Origin of the sequence: Colwellia sp. PAMC 20917 (assembly GCF_001767295.1) — a bacterium.
In the GTDB taxonomy this organism is placed as follows: Bacteria; Pseudomonadota; Gammaproteobacteria; order Enterobacterales; family Alteromonadaceae; genus Colwellia_A.
Genome location: NZ_CP014944.1, coordinates 674,957 through 690,233, shown reverse-complemented (window position 1 = coordinate 690,233; position 15,277 = coordinate 674,957). Strand labels below are relative to the sequence as shown.

Below are 15,277 nucleotides of genomic sequence, written 5' to 3'. Positions count from 1 at the left end.
GCATGTATTTCATCTTGTAAGCTTTTGTATATCGATTTTTATAGATGTTGATTAAATGAGTGAATTTCAGGCAAGTTTACTTCTCCCCCAAGGTAGCCGTATTTTTCTTGCTGTCTTAGTACTGTCTTAGCTTGTAGTTAAGTTTACGCGCTATTCAAACAAGCTTGGGCATTTGCTTTACCGTGTGCTCGCTTTAACCCCACGTGCTCAGTAAATTCACACAAATGCTCTGCGGTGCCTACCGCGCCAGTGAATATACCTTCAAAGTTTGTGGTGAGTTTGAGCCAACTTTCATCGCTGATGTGAAGTCTTGACAGTATATTTGCGGTTTTGTTATCGATAGCGCCTCGTTTGTCTGCTCTTATTACCCGACCTGTTTCATCTACAAGGGTTAAATAGTCCTTCAAGCTAAAGCGGATACCGGAGGTTTTAGCTTGCTGTTCATTGCCCGTAAAAGGTAATAAGGTTGTCGGTTGCTCTCCCATGATGGCTGCTTTGATACGCAGTTGAATACTGGTAAAACGCGATTGCTCAGGTGTTGGGGCAATGCCCGCACGCACTGGATTTAAATCTACATAAGCCATACAAGCAAGTAATGCCCCTTCATCGAGCAGGGCTTGTGATTTAAAGCGTCCTTCCCAAAAGTGCCCTGTGCATTTATCTTCTTTATTGGCTTGTCGAGCAATAGGCTCGTTTAATGCTCGCATAAACCAACTGATATCGATTAAGCGCTGTTTATAGACCTGTGCTGTTTCTTCAACTATTTCTATTTCGAATGTCGTTAATGATTGCTGTCGCTGATACTGACAGGTCAACAGGGTGCCTTTAAACAACGTATGCCAACGAGACAGTACCTCTAGCGTCGTCCAGTTGTTAGCTTTTTCACTATCAACATGAAGGACTAAATGTAAGTGATTATTCATAACCGCGTGAGCACAAATATCAATAGCAAAGACCTGAGATAATGTAAAAATGCGCTGTTCAATCCAATGACGCCTGTGCTCATAACTGACACCGGTTTCTTTATCAATACCACATAAAAAGGCTTTTCGAACGGTTTGACTGCAAATATGATAATACGGCGTATCAGATAAACTGATTTGTTGTGAACGAGGCTTGGGCATAACAATCACCACACTTATAAGAGGGTAAACTAAGTGTAGTTTATTGTTGAAAAAAAAACGATTTATTATGGGTGGCTTAATGGGAAATGTTCTCTGAAACACGCTATCCATTGGTCAACACAATGCATGTATTTCATCTTGTAAGCCTTTGCCTATCGAATTTTATAGATGTTGATTAAATGAGTGAATTTCAGGCAAGCTGTGCTTGCTACCCCAAGGTAGCCGTATTTTTTCTTGTGGTTTTAGTGCGGTCTTAGCATGTAGTTAAGTTTACGCGCTATTCAAACAAGCTTGAGCATTTGCTTTACCGTGTGCTCGCTTTAACCCCACGTGCTCAGTAAATTCACACAAATGCTCTGCGGTGCCGACCGCGCCAGTGAATATACCTTCAAAGTTTGTGGTGAGTTTGAGCTAACTTTCATCGCTGATGTGAAGTCTTGACAGTATATTTGCGGTTTTGTTATCGATAGCGCCTCGCTTGTCGGCTCTTATTACGCGACCTGTTTCATCTACAAGGGTTAAATAGTCCTTTAGGCTAAAGCGGATACCTGGGGTTTTAGCTTGCTGTTCATTGCCCGTAAAAGGTAATAAGGTTGTCGGTTGCTCTCCTATAATGGCTGCTTTGATACGCAGTTGAATACTGGTAAAATTCGATTGCTCAGGTGTTGGAGCAATGCCAGAAAAGTTACTATGCCACCCATGATAATGCTACACAATAATAATGCTCTGAAAAACGGCTATCCATAGGTCAACAACAAAAATTACTATGCCACCCATGATAATGCTCTGAAATACGGCTATCCATTGGTCAACAACAATGCATGTACTTCATCTTGTAAGCTTTTGCATATCGATTTTTATAGATGTTGATTAAAAAAATTACTATGCCACCCATGCTAATGCTACGCAGTTATAATGCTCTGAAACACGCTATCCATTGGTCAACACAATGCATGTATTTCATCTTGTAAGCCTTTGCCTATCGAATTTTATAGATGTTGATTAAATGAGTGAATTTCAGGCAAGCTGTGCTTGCTACCCCAAGTTAGCCGTATTTTTTCTTGTGGTTTTAGTGCGGTCTTAGCATGTAGTTAAGTTTACGCGCTATTCAAACAAGCTTGAGCATTTGCTTTACCGTGTGCTCGCTTTAACCCCACGTGCTCAGTAAATTCACACAAATGCTCTGCGGTGCCCACCGCGCCCGTGAATATACCTTCAAAGTTTGTGGTGAGTTTGAGCCAACTTTCGTCGCTGATGTGAAGTCTTGACAGTATATTTGCGGTTTTGTTATCGATAGCGCCTCGCTTGTCTGCTCTTATTACGCGACCTGTTTCATCTACAAGGGTTAAATAGTCCTTCAAGCTAAAGCGGATGCCTGGGGTTTTAGCTTGCTGTTCATTGCCCGTAAAAGGTAATAACGTTGTCGGTTGCTCTCCGATAATGGCGGCTCTGATACGCAGTTGAATACTGGTAAAACTCGATTGCTCAGGTGTTGGGGCAATACCCGCACGCACTGGATTTAAATCTACATAAGCCATACAAGCAAGTAATGCCCCTTCATCGAGCAGGGCTTGTGATTTAAAGCGTCCTTCCCAAAAGTGCCCAGTGCATTTATCTTCTTTATTGGCCTGTCGAGCAATAGGCTCGTTTAATGCCCGCATAAACCAACTGATATCGATTAAGCGCTGTTTATAGACCTGTGCTGTTTCTTCAACTATTTCTATTTCGAATGTCGTTAATGATTGCTGTCGCTGATATTGACGGGTTAACAGGGTGCCTTTAAACAACTTATGCCAACGGGACAGTACCTCGAACGTCGTCCAGTTGTTAACTTGTTCACTATCAACATGAAGGACTAAATGTAAGTGATTATTCATAACAGCGTGAGCACAAATATCAATAGCAAAGACCTGAGATAATGTAAAAATGCGCTGTTCAATCCAATGACGCCTATGCTCATAACTGACACCGGTTTCTTTATCAATACCACATAAAAAGGCTTTTCGAACGGTTTGACTGCAAATATGATAATACGGCGTATCAGATAAACTGATTTGTTGTGAACGAGGCTTGGGCATAACAATCACCACACTTATAAGAGGGTAAACTAAGTATAGTTTATTGTTGGTATAGTTTATTGTTGAAAAAAAAACGATTTATTATGGGTGGCTTAATAGGAAATGATCGATACAAAAACTAATCTGAATTCAATTCTAGCCAGTAAGTGCTAATGTCTTCTTTGTGGCATTAGTGAGCCTTAGATAATTAATTTACCGACCATTTTTATGTACTACTGCCAAGGTCTTTTTAGTGTGATTTACGTAAATGAACATAGAAAAATTTTTCCTATATTTTCTAATGAATCTATTTTGTTACTAAATTAATAACTGAATGATAAATTTGGTACGTTTATGTAACACAGGAATTTAGACATGTTTATCTCAATTAAATTGTCAACCATTTATTTTTTATCGGTTTATACTGTCTGGAGTATGTGCATAACGTGCCATTTTTGGGATCGAATAACACATAGCTTGTTACTTTTATTCATAAAAGACACTCAATACAGAGAAGCTTGCTGGCCACTTACTAAATCTATTATATAAAGTTTTGTGTGTGAATCAATCAGCTCGATATGTCGACAGTTTAAATCGAAATACGCACTAATAAGGTGTTAGGTTACTAAGGAAAGTTTATTAAATGCCCTCACCAGTATTTTTGGTCTATGGGGCGCATTAGTTATAATCTTTACTAAGCAAGAATAAGGCGTTTAAGTAGGGCAAAAAAGTGGGCTAGAGCCTGTAACAAAATCTGTTACAGGCTGGTAATAAATAGTTAAAATATAGTGCTTCGTTATTTAATACTAATATTGATGTTAATTATTGACTTTAAAGCGACCGACTAAATTTGTTAAATCTTTGGATAAAACAAGTAAGTCATTCGATCCATCGGCCAATGTATCAGCAGTATTAACAATACCTTTTGCAGATTGATTGATGCCACTAATATCGTCATTGATCAAGTCCGATGAACTGCACTGTTGATCTGCGGCTTGAGTAATACGCGAGATATTTTCTTTCATTTGTCCAACCAAAGTACTGATTTCGTTAAATGATTGATTCGCTTGTTCAATTTTATCGATAGCCTGTTTCGATTGTTCGACATTCACGCCCATTTGTTGAGAAACAACACGTGTTTTATCCAGCAAGTTCATTAATACAGCATCAATTTCTTCGGTAGCACCTCGCGAGCGTTGCGCTAATGTTCTCACTTCATCTGCGACCACAGCAAATCCTCGCCCTTGCTCACCAGCTCTTGCCGCTTCAATAGCCGCATTAAGTGCTAACAGATTAGTTTGTTCAGCAATGCTTCTGATAACATCTAATATTTTAGTAATATTCTCACTTTCCAGTTCAAGTGACTTCATCGATTGAGATGATTCACTTAACGATTGATTTAACGAACTCACTTCACTTACCGTGACAGAAATTAACGAAATACCCTTTTTGGAGTACTCTTCAGTTTTCATAATAGTTGTTGAACTTTCTTGGCAGTCGTTTGATGTTTGATGTGCTATATCTGTCATCGTTGCGATAAGGTTATTCACATTATCTATTGATTGTTCTTGTTTATGGCTGACTGCTTTTACATCAGCGATTTGTATACCCGATTGATTAGCCACCACATTTAATGTTGATGCACAGGTTTTAATATCAACAACAAGCTGATGAATCGAGTTTAAGAATTGATTAAACCATTGAGCCAATTCACTGACTTCATCTTGACCAATAATCTCTAGTCGCTTAGTTAAATTTCCATCACCTTGTGCAATATCACGCAAACCTTCAGCCACACGGTTAATGGGTTGAACAATACGATTGGCTAACCAAAATCCTATGGCAATAAATAATGTAACCATGATAAAGGCAATCACGGTAATGGTCTGACTCATATTATATGCAGGCGCTAAAATTTCATCGCTATGGATGACGCCAACAAAACGCCACTTTAGTTCTTTTGAATAATAACTGGCAACGTCAACATCTTCACCTAAATGCTCGGTAGAAAAATGATCTTGATTTGGACTTTTTTGTAATATGGAAAATAATAATGATGATGATGAAAGATCTTTAATATTTTTGAAGTTATTCTCTGGTGTTTTGGCATCAGCTAATACGGTTCCTGACTCATCAATAAGAATGAGATAGCCGCTTTCACCTAGTTTTGTATTACTTAATATATCCGTTAATGTTGAAAGGGTAACATCTAGACCTTGTACACCTATGATTTCGCCTTGCTTATTTTTGACCACTAATGCAGAAGTTACTACAGGTTTTCCTATGACATCTTGATATGCTTCAGTAATAATTGGAGCGTTTGGAGAGGCTAGCGCCTGTTTGTACCAAGGACGTTGTCTTGGATCATAACCTCCAAGGACTTCTAATGGATATTGAACAAAGCCACCTTCTTTGGTGCCTGTGTATACGTATAGTAAATCAGGGTGTGATGAACCAAAATCTTCATATAGCTTATATAAATTTAATTCTTCGACAGAATCATTTTTTGGCTCCATCATATGATCAGAGTCAATATAAGTATGAGTATTATCAGGAAGTTGGGTTGTCAATTTATTTTGAGCTAAAAATTTCACGTTAGCTTTGATTTGTTGGAAGAACAGTTGAAAGCCGTTGTCTACTTGCCTTAATTCATCCTGAGTGCGTTCCACAAAGCTTGTTGAAGATTTAGAAATCGTCATTGATATACTGACAATTGCAATGGCAATAATTGGTAAAATAACCGTAGCAGCAAAGCTCAACGTTAGTTTAGAGCGAATATTCATAAAAAGTCATTAAATAATCGTAAATGTAGCCATAATATAACTGAGAATGGTACTGAGACCAAGCCCAAATGAGTCAGAGCGAAAGTACTGGTTAAACTACAGAACTACGACAGATCTTACTTGACCACTTCAGTATCTTAAAAATCCAAAAGTTTTCAAAAAAGCTTCAACCAAATTACAGCAAATTCAGCTCCAGTAGAGCCTTAGAAAGAAAGGCTCTACTCGCAGACACAAAACAAAAACACGCCTCAACAAACTTCACGGAAAAATCTCTCGCCATCTATGACTATTCGTTGTGTTTTTTTAGTGAAAGTTTATCAGTGAAGAGAAGCCACTTTGCTTTGTTTATAGGTTTTTTAGTTTATATTGCCCATTATTTTAAGGCATTATTTATTATATTTACCAATTTTTTACATAAATAGCAGGAAATATTCTATATATTTATTACACTTAGGGATAACTATAACAATAATACGAATTAATAATGTCAAACTTTCTCTTTAAAGAAGAATCTGCAGGCGAGCCTTTAGCGTCAAAACCAAAGAAGCACAAGGTCTGGCGGATACTTGTCATTGATGATGATGAATCTGTGCATCAAGTCACTCGACTGGTTTTAGCTGATGCTACTATTGAACATAGAAGCTTGGAAATTGTTTCGGCTTATTCTTCTATTGAAGCACGTGAGATATTATTAAAAGATGATACCTTTTGCATGGCCTTTGTTGATGTTGTTATGGAAACTGATCATGCAGGTTTAGAGCTTGTTGAATGGATCCGTAATACCTTAAAAAACCAAGCAATACGTCTTATCCTAAGAACGGGTCAGGCGGGTTCAGCTCCTGAAGCTAAAGTGATTAAAGAATTTGATATTAATGACTACAAAGAAAAAACTGATTTTACTGCCGGTAAAATGACTACAACTGTCTACGCAAGTATTCGTGCTTACCGTGACATAATGACGATACAGCGTAGTTTAGATGCTTTTAAACAGTTAATAAAAGCCACTCATGACCTTTTGAAAATCAATCAATTCAAGCCTTTTGGCTCTGCTGCTTTAGAGCACTTACTGACCTTAATGGATGTTGACAGTTCTGCGCTTTATATTGCCCGAAGCCAATTAGAATATGATGAAACTAGTTCAAATCTGATTATTGCCTGTACCGGTAAGTATGTGAGTGAGTCAGATAGTCTTGAAGCGTCAGATATTTCTAGTGATGTTAAACATTTAATCCAGAAAGCGTTCGAAAATAAAAAGCATTATTTCACTAATGAAATATTTGTTGGATATTATGAAACATCAGGCAATTCAGTCTCGGTACTTTATATTGAATTTGAAGATGACGCAGAGCATTTTAAAGCCAGTTTAGCCGAGTTATATGCCACTAATGTTGCCCTTATTCTTGATAGTTTATCCAAACAACATGAGCTAGAAAAAACTCAGAAAGAACTGCTTTATATCGTTGGAGAAGCCATTGAAACGCGTAGTAAAGATACTGGGGCTCACGTTCATCGAGTTGCACTTATTTGTGAACTGTTAGCGAAAAAATTACAACTAAGTGAGGCCTTTATTAATGCTATTCGCTTAGCTGCACCATTACATGATATTGGTAAGGTGGTTATTCCCGTTAATTTACTCCATAAACCGGGCAAGCTTGATAACAACGAATGGGAAATTATGAAAACTCATGCCGACGCAGGGTTTCAATTGTTGTCAAAATCTAAAACGAGTGTTTCAAAGCTAGGTGCAAGGTTAGCACATTACCATCATGAAAATTGGGATGGTAGTGGTTACCCCGATGGCTTAAGTGGTGAAGAAATACCGCTTGAAGCACGTATTATGGCTATTGCCGATGTTTTCGATACCTTGGGCTCTGAAAGTTGTTATAAAGAGAAATGGTCTGATACTGAGATAAAAGCTTTCTTAATTGAACAAAGCGGCAAAAAGTTTGAAGCAAAAATGATTGATGTGTTTATAGAAAACTATGATGAGTTTTGCCAAATTAGAGTGTTGAATCCAGGTGAATCTCCATTGTAAAACTGTATAAGCAGCCGAGGTTATTCTTGTCAATTAGGGAAAGAGTAGGACATTTTTATCAATGTTCTACTTTCAGGTTAACATAAACTTAATTTTGGCTTATCTTATCGACTGTGGCTGAACAAGCTTCAAGGAATATATCCATAAAATATTCAACTTCAGGCATTTCTTTTTTTAACCCGTCTAGTTTTATTTCTAATCGCTCTTTAACGTGTAAAAACTCAGGGTTGTGGTGATTAAGTTCATCGAGTGCTTTGATATAAGCGACTAAAATGTCCGCCGCTTTTACTATTGCTTTATAATGGACTTCAACGTTATCTTGAACAATAATATCCGAAAAAAGTTCCTGAAATTCTTCAGGTAAAGACGCTAAACATTCTTTTTCTGCTAGGTACTCTATCTTCTTGAATTCTCTTGCAATTTCTTTATTAGCATATTTAGTTGGGCTAACAATATCGCCATAGCGAGTTTCACTTGCCTCATGATATAAAGCGATAGTGGCGACACGGTCAGCATTGATGTTACCGCCAAATTTCTTATTTTTAATGACCGCTAGCAAGTGAGCGACAATCGCAACTTGATGGGAGTGCTCGGCAACGTTTTCTGGCTTCACACAAAACATTAGCGCCCAACGTTTGATTAACGGCATTCTGAACATCCAAGCTAAAAAAGTACTCTGCATGGTTATTTCCTTAATATAAGTAGTTATTGGCTATAGGTACTGAAAAAATTCTTAAGTTTGGCCATTGCCGGCACTAATTCGTCAACATGGGGTAGAAAAACTAAACGAAAATAATTTTTCTCCTGAATGTTAAACGCACCGCCATGAACCAAAAGAATTTTTTCTTGTCTGAGTAAATCTAAAATCATTTTCTCATCATCAAGAATGTTAAATTTTTCTTGGTCAACTTTAACAAACAAATACAAGGCCCCCATCGCAGGGTTACAAGATAAACCATCAATTTCGTTGATCATTTTATGCGCTAGATTTCGCTGCTTGATTAAACGGCCATCATCCTTTATCAATTCATTAATACTTTGATAGCCACCTAATGCTGTTTGAATAGCATGTTGACAAGGCACGTTGGCACATAAGCGCATTGAAGCAAGAATATTCAAGCCTTCTAAGTAATCTTCCGCATGAAATTTAGGACCACTAATTACCATCCACCCAGCGCGAAAGCCAGCGATACGGTAATTTTTTGATAAACCGCCCATGGTAATAATTAAGACATCTTGTGCCAAACTCGCGGTAGGTATATGGGTAGCTTCGTCATACAAAATTTTGTCATAAATTTCGTCACTGAAAATAATTAAGTCGTGCTTACGTGCTAGTTCAATAATGCCCTTTAACAGCGCTTCACTGTAAACAGCGCCCGTTGGGTTATTGGGGTTAATGAGCACAATAGCTTTGGTTTTATCGGTGATCTTGTTCGCCATATCTACTAGGTCAGGAAACCATTGGTTTTCTTCGTCACAGCGATAATGAATAGCTTTGCCACCCGATAGCGCTACAGATGCTGTCCACAAGGGGTAATCGGGTGCGGGTATCAAGACTTCATCGTCATTATTTAATAACGCTTGCATCGCCATCACAATTAATTCACTGACACCATTACCGATAAAAATATCTTCAACGCTAACATCTAATATACCTTGTTGCTGAAAATACTGCATCACGGCAACACGTGCTGAATAAATACCTTTAGATTCGCAATACCCTTGTGCTGTCGGTAGGTTGCGAATAACATCTTTTAAAATATCATCGGGGGCAGCAAAACCAAACGGGGCAGGGTTACCGATATTAAGCTTTAATATTTTATGGCCTTCATCTTCTAATTTTCGGGCTTCGGCGGCGATTTGTCCTCTAATTTCATAACAAACATTATTCAATTTTGATGATTTTTTGATGTTTTTCATTAGCGGTGTCTCATAGAATATTTTTCATATTGTGGTTGATTATGTATCCCTCATTGTTACTAATAATCAACCGCTTTGAAACAGTTACTTGCAAGTTTCTTATAGCATTAATGAAATAAAAGCGTCATCTTGTTATTAATTGAGTAAAATTTAAGCACGGAGGTCAATAATGCCATTACCTTTATTATGGTTAGGGGCTGCTGCAATATCAGCATTCGCGGTAAAAGAGTTAGCCGACGACCGTAAGAAACAGCAAAGAAAACGCTTTTATTATCGTGATGTACAATGTCTCGGTCGGTTTAATGAACATGAATCTCCGGTTGTCCAGTATCCAACTGATTTGTTTACTACCACGGAAAAAGTGAAACCAGAAATTGGCGCAATTGTTTGTTGTGGGGTTGGCGGTATACTTGATCACACCGGTATTTGGGTTGGTGATAATACCATTGTTGAACTCGATGGTAATGGTTTAATTAAAGCTATTTCGGTGCAACGCTTTACTAAGGAGCGCTCAGGAAAACATATTTTTATTGCTTGTGATTCAACAGCAAAACCTTTTGCCAGTGAACTTGCCGCGCAACGTGCTCAGCAACAAATTTTTCAATACCGAGATTATCATATGATAGAAAATAACTGTCACCAATTTATTTGGCAATGTTTTAAACCCCATGATAAGAATTTAACAACGTTTAAGGCGCTTAATATTCGCTTAGCGAGATTATACGATCGGAAAATTTATTGGGATATTTGTGATTGCTGATCAGTTAACTAGATAAATTAGTGGTATTTATCACTATACTTTTATCGGTAAGGCAATCAGAATATAGCTCAATAATATTGTGTACAATGAAGGTTTACTTTTGAAACTTTGGTTAAAAAGAATTTTACTCTTGTTCGTTTCACTGTTTTGCTTTGCTATCATTGTCATTTTTATGGCTTTACAGTCAACGCCGCAGTTGCAAAGAACACATCAAATTGATGCTAATTCGGCGACAGAAAATAAACGTATTGCTCAGCGTTTAATTCAGTCCTTAAAGAGTGATCAGCAACCGATTAAATTGCAAGCTACTCAGGCTGAACTTCATGGACTCAGTGCTTTTGGTCACCGTGCCATTCCACAACTAAGCTCTGATGTGGTTTTATTTAAAGACAGTGCTTTAATTAACTTTTCTATAGCCTTGCCTTTACCCAAGTTTATAAAATACCTTAATGTGGAGATGATGCTTGTTTCTTCAAAGGAAGGTCTTGATTTGGGCACTGTTTATATTGGTAATGTTGCGCTCCCGGGTAATGGATTGCTTAAATTGGCTGAATGGTTTACTAACCTATATGTAAAAGAAGAATTTGGCAGCACGCTATTAAGCATGATCAAAAGTGTTGAAATTAGTGCAGAGAAAATTTCTGTAGATATTGTGCTTTCAGATGATTTAAAAAATGAGCCATTAAGCAATAAAAATAGTCTTTTTGCTTTACGTGACCAACTTGCGTTATATGGTGATGTTGAGGTGATACGGTTTTATTATCAAAGCCTTGTTGACACGATTGAGCAGTCAAAAACGCTTAAGCTTTCGTTTGCTCAATATGTTGGTTTTACTTTTGGTTTAGTAAAACAACGTAATTTAGCCGCAATAACTGATTCACCGGCAAAAGAGAATCGAGCGGCTTTAATGGCCTTAGTGCTTTATTTTGGTACCGATAAGTTTGAGCTCTTAGTAGGGGATATTTCTAAGCTGTCAGCGGAGCAAATACAACAGCGAACAATACGCCGAGCAAGGGTTACGTTACGCGAAAGAGTGGATATTCAAAAGCATTTTATTTACTCCGTTGCTTTGCAGCTATTTGGCACCAGTACCGCAAGTAATGCTATTGGCGAGCTAAAAGAATTTTTAGACTCAAACAGTGGTGGTAGTGGTTTTAGTTTTGCCGACTTGATGGCCGATCGGGCTGGAACTCGCCTGGCAATGCTGGCGACAACCTCGGATGAAAGCGCCTTAAAAGTGCAAGAACACTTGGCTGATATCATTAATGAAAGCTTGATTTTACCTGAATTGACGGGTTTACCCGAAGGTATATCCCAACAGAAATTCGAACAATATTATCGTGATATTGATTCGTTAGTTTATCGTAGCATGCTGCAAAGCATTGATGAGCGTTTACGTAAAATTCCTGTTTACCAAGATTAACGACAGCGCTAGCCAGCAATAAAAAACGCGACCTTAAGGTCGCGTTTTTATGTTCTATATGAGGGGAAATATTCACAACTGCCTGGGTGTTAGCGCCGAAGATGGTCTTTCTCAAATACCATCAACTCTTAAGTTATTATTACTGAATCCTTGCACCTCACCGTTAATCAATGTGATGTTTAGCTAAATAAAGACATGACATCACTGATTGCCATTAACGATTTTTCACCACTAATACGGTTTTTCACTTCAACGTTCTGTTCATCAAGATTACGTTCACCAACAATTAATAATATTGGCGTACCAATTAATTCATGGTCGGCAAACATCACACCCGGACGTTCTTTACGGTCATCGAAGATAACTTCAATGCCAGCTTGCTGTAATTGTGTGTATAAAGCTTCTGCGGTTTCTTTAACACGAGCAGACTTTGCCATATTCATTGGAACAATCGCTACTTGAAATGGTGCAATAGCTGCTGGCCATTTTATGCCATTTTCATCGTGATTTTGTTCAATAGCCGCAGCAACAATACGTGAAACGCCTATGCCATAACAGCCCATAGTTAACGTTTGATTTTTGCCATTTTCTGTTAATACGCCACAATTCATTGCTTGTGCGTATTTTTCGCCTAACTGGAAAATATGGCCCACTTCAATACCGCGCTTAATGACAATATTACCAAGACCACAAGGGCTAGGATCGCCTTCGACGATGTTACGGATATCTTGAATGTTGATTTCATCACAATCACGTTTCCAGTTAACCCCAGTATAAGATTGACCGTTTACGTTGGCACCACAGACAAAGTCGCTTAGATGAGCAGCACTGCGGTCTACAATAACGTCAACAGATAAGCCTTTAGGGCCTAATGAGGTGATATGGCAGTTAGCAATTGCAGATATTTGTTCATCAGTTGCAAATGTTAAAGGTGAAGCGATAGCAGATAAATTTTCAACTTTAACTTCATTTAGTTGATGATCGCCACGAAGCACTAGAGCAATGAATTTTTCTGGCTCACCTTTAGCACTAGAGCCAAGCACTAACAGTGTTTTAACCGTAGTTTTTAAATCTATGTTTGAGGTTTTTATTAATCGTTCAAGCTTTAATTCTACCTTAGTCAATTCCTGAGTTGGCTCTGCTCTTTCGCCTAACGGCGCAATAGCTTCAGCTTTCTCAACGTTTGCGGCAAAATCGCTACCATCACTAAAGGCGATATCGTCTTCGCCAGAATCAGCTAAAACATGAAATTCATGTGAAGCTTCACCACCAATAGAACCTGTGTCAGCAATGACTGGGCGGTAATCCAAACCTAAACGGTCGAAAATACGGCAATAGGCGTCAAACATAATTTGGTAAGTTTTCTTTAAACACTCTTCGCCTAAATGGAAAGAGTAGGCGTCTTTCATTAAAAATTCACGACCACGCATCACACCAAATCGAGGGCGTATTTCATCGCGAAATTTTGTTTGAATTTGAAATATATTCAACGGTAACTGTTTATAACTATTTATTTCATTAGCGACTAGTTTTGTAATAACTTCTTCGTGCGTTGGACCTAAAACGAAGGCGCGATCATGACGGTCATTTATGCGCAGTAGCTCAGGGCCGTAATCATTTAAACGTCCAGACTCTTCCCATAAATCAGCAGGTTGAACCATAGGCATTAATACTTCAATAGCGCCTGCTCGCTCCATTTCTTCACGAACAATATTTTCAACTTTTCTTAATACTTTGAGACCTGTCGGTAACCAAGTATATAAACCCGAAGCAACATTTCGAACAAGTCCGGCACGTAACATTAATTGGTGACTGATCACTTCGGCGCTGGCTGGCGTTTCTTTCAAGGTAGAAAGTAGGTATTGAGTAGTACGCATTGACTAAAGGTTCCGTAAAATATCAAGTATATAATTGTCGGTTATTCTAGCAGGGCGGGGCGATGGGCAAAAGGAAAATATAAACTCAGATGAATAAAGTTTAACGCATTAAAGAGTCAGTTTTAGCTATCTGCACGGGTTATTTAATTAAATAAAATAAAGTCTAACCATTAAGTACCAGTGTACATTTTAATTACTTGAGCTCATCTTCGTATCAAGGCTAGTAAAATGATCGCCCTTTGGTATTAATTGCGGGTGTTTATCTTAAGTAATTGTTGATATTATTTTGGCAGTTCTGTTACTTTATCGGCAGGTATATTTAATGACAACAACTCTTTTAAATGGCGTGGTGATCACTTTATGCAAGTTTTAGTTACGGCAATTTTAGCTCAGGTCGGCTCGGTTGTTTTAGGTAAGCCTAACGAAATACGTCTAGCTCTGGCATGTTTATTAGCAAAAGGTCATCTTTTAATAGAAGATTTACCGGGCATGGGTAAAACCACGTTAGCGCAGGTGTTAGCACAAACGCTTGGGCTTAGTTATCAACGAACGCAGTTTACCAGTGACTTGTTACCGGCGGATGTTATTGGTATCTCAATATTTAATCCTGACACTAAAAATTTTGAGCTCCATCGAGGACCAATTTTTAATCAGGTGGTGTTAAGTGACGAAATCAACAGAGCAAGTCCTAAAACACAAAGCGCTTTACTTGAAGCAATGGAAGAGCATCAGGTTAGTATTGATGGGACAACCTACCCACTGCCACAACCTTTTTTTGTTATCGCCACACAAAATCCTTTAATACATGCGGGCACATACCCTTTACCTGAGTCACAACTCGATCGATTTATGATGCGTATATCTCTAGGGTTTCCTGATATAGCGGCAGAAAAACAAATTTTACAAAGTGAAAGTAGCCACGCGAGCTATAAAAAACTATTACCTTGTGTTGATACCGACAAACTTATCGCCATGCAAACAGCGGTATCACAAGTGACGGTATCAGATAATATTATTGACTATGTTATCGCCTTAAATCATGTCAGTCGCCAACAAGGGTTTGCTGGTAGACCTTTATCACCAAGAGCCGGACAAGCACTGGTGGCTGCCGCGAAGGCATGGGCCTTTATCGATGAGAGGACCTATGTCATCCCCGAAGATATTCAAACCGTCTTTAGCTCGGTCTGTCAGCACAGACTTGAGTTGACCACGCTTGGCTTTGGAGAGCAACAAGAGAACATTTCAGCGCAGGTTGTTGCACAAGTTAATGTTTTAAACCCACTGAATTCATAATGTAT

Annotated in this window: 10 protein-coding genes; 4 read left to right on the top strand and 6 right to left on the bottom strand. The window is 38.4% G+C overall.

Going from position 1 to position 15,277, the window contains the following annotated elements:
* Positions 1–143: 143 nt before the first annotated feature.
* From A3Q34_RS02960 to A3Q34_RS02950, 3 genes are all read right to left on the bottom strand, one after another.
* Positions 144–1,124 (bottom strand): transposase, encoded by a 981-nt coding sequence (locus tag A3Q34_RS02960; RefSeq protein WP_070373990.1) that lies wholly within the window; start codon positions 1,122–1,124, stop codon positions 144–146.
* A 1,097-nt stretch (positions 1,125–2,221) separates the two neighbouring features.
* The gene (locus tag A3Q34_RS02955; protein ID WP_070373989.1) at positions 2,222–3,202 is read right to left on the bottom strand and encodes a transposase; all 981 of its coding nucleotides are present in this window, start codon (positions 3,200–3,202) and stop codon (positions 2,222–2,224) included.
* Positions 3,203–3,999: 797 nt separating this feature from the next.
* Positions 4,000–5,964, bottom strand: a complete 1,965-nt coding sequence (locus tag A3Q34_RS02950) for a methyl-accepting chemotaxis protein (protein WP_070373988.1) — start codon at positions 5,962–5,964, stop codon at positions 4,000–4,002.
* Between the two features lie 484 nt (positions 5,965–6,448).
* Between A3Q34_RS02950 and A3Q34_RS02945 the strand changes: the two genes are divergently transcribed.
* Positions 6,449–7,999, top strand: coding sequence for an HD domain-containing phosphohydrolase (locus A3Q34_RS02945; RefSeq protein ID WP_070373987.1), 1,551 nt, complete (start codon positions 6,449–6,451; stop codon positions 7,997–7,999).
* Positions 8,000–8,087: 88 nt separating this feature from the next.
* On the opposite strand, the gene yfbR is transcribed toward A3Q34_RS02945, so the two are convergent.
* A complete protein-coding gene (gene yfbR, locus A3Q34_RS02940; protein WP_070373986.1) occupies positions 8,088–8,681 on the bottom strand; it encodes a 5'-deoxynucleotidase in 594 nt (197 codons plus the stop codon).
* A 23-nt stretch (positions 8,682–8,704) separates the two neighbouring features.
* Entirely contained in the window at positions 8,705–9,919 is a 1,215-nt protein-coding gene (locus A3Q34_RS02935) for a pyridoxal phosphate-dependent aminotransferase (protein WP_070373985.1), read from the bottom strand.
* A gap of 169 nt (positions 9,920–10,088) precedes the next feature.
* On the opposite strand from A3Q34_RS02935, the gene A3Q34_RS02930 reads away from it, so the two are divergent.
* Entirely contained in the window at positions 10,089–10,679 is a 591-nt protein-coding gene (locus tag A3Q34_RS02930; protein ID WP_070373984.1) for a hypothetical protein, read from the top strand.
* A gap of 100 nt (positions 10,680–10,779) precedes the next feature.
* Positions 10,780–12,102, top strand: coding sequence for a hypothetical protein (locus A3Q34_RS02925; RefSeq protein ID WP_157470770.1), 1,323 nt, complete (start codon positions 10,780–10,782; stop codon positions 12,100–12,102).
* A 179-nt stretch (positions 12,103–12,281) separates the two neighbouring features.
* On the opposite strand, the gene A3Q34_RS02920 is transcribed toward A3Q34_RS02925, so the two are convergent.
* Complete coding sequence (locus A3Q34_RS02920) at positions 12,282–13,979, bottom strand: proline--tRNA ligase (RefSeq protein WP_070373982.1); 1,698 nt, start codon at positions 13,977–13,979, stop codon at positions 12,282–12,284.
* Between the two features lie 360 nt (positions 13,980–14,339).
* On the opposite strand from A3Q34_RS02920, the gene A3Q34_RS02915 reads away from it, so the two are divergent.
* Positions 14,340–15,272: an AAA family ATPase gene (locus A3Q34_RS02915; RefSeq protein WP_070373981.1), complete on the top strand. Its 933-nt coding sequence runs from the start codon at positions 14,340–14,342 to the stop codon at positions 15,270–15,272.
* The last annotated feature ends 5 nt before the right edge of the window (positions 15,273–15,277 follow it).

Bases quoted from the DNA above. Each gene is read 5' to 3' on its own strand.
- A3Q34_RS02960 (WP_070373990.1), bottom strand. From the start codon at position 1,124: ATGCCCAAGCCTCGTTCACAACAAATCAGTTTATCTGATACGCCGTAT.
- A3Q34_RS02955 (WP_070373989.1), bottom strand. From the start codon at position 3,202: ATGCCCAAGCCTCGTTCACAACAAATCAGTTTATCTGATACGCCGTAT.
- A3Q34_RS02950 (WP_070373988.1), bottom strand. From the start codon at position 5,964: ATGAATATTCGCTCTAAACTAACGTTGAGCTTTGCTGCTACGGTTATT.
- A3Q34_RS02945 (WP_070373987.1), top strand. From the start codon at position 6,449: ATGTCAAACTTTCTCTTTAAAGAAGAATCTGCAGGCGAGCCTTTAGCG.
- yfbR (WP_070373986.1), bottom strand. From the start codon at position 8,681: ATGCAGAGTACTTTTTTAGCTTGGATGTTCAGAATGCCGTTAATCAAA.
- A3Q34_RS02935 (WP_070373985.1), bottom strand. From the start codon at position 9,919: ATGAAAAACATCAAAAAATCATCAAAATTGAATAATGTTTGTTATGAA.
- A3Q34_RS02930 (WP_070373984.1), top strand. From the start codon at position 10,089: ATGCCATTACCTTTATTATGGTTAGGGGCTGCTGCAATATCAGCATTC.
- A3Q34_RS02920 (WP_070373982.1), bottom strand. From the start codon at position 13,979: ATGCGTACTACTCAATACCTACTTTCTACCTTGAAAGAAACGCCAGCC.
- A3Q34_RS02915 (WP_070373981.1), top strand. From the start codon at position 14,340: ATGCAAGTTTTAGTTACGGCAATTTTAGCTCAGGTCGGCTCGGTTGTT.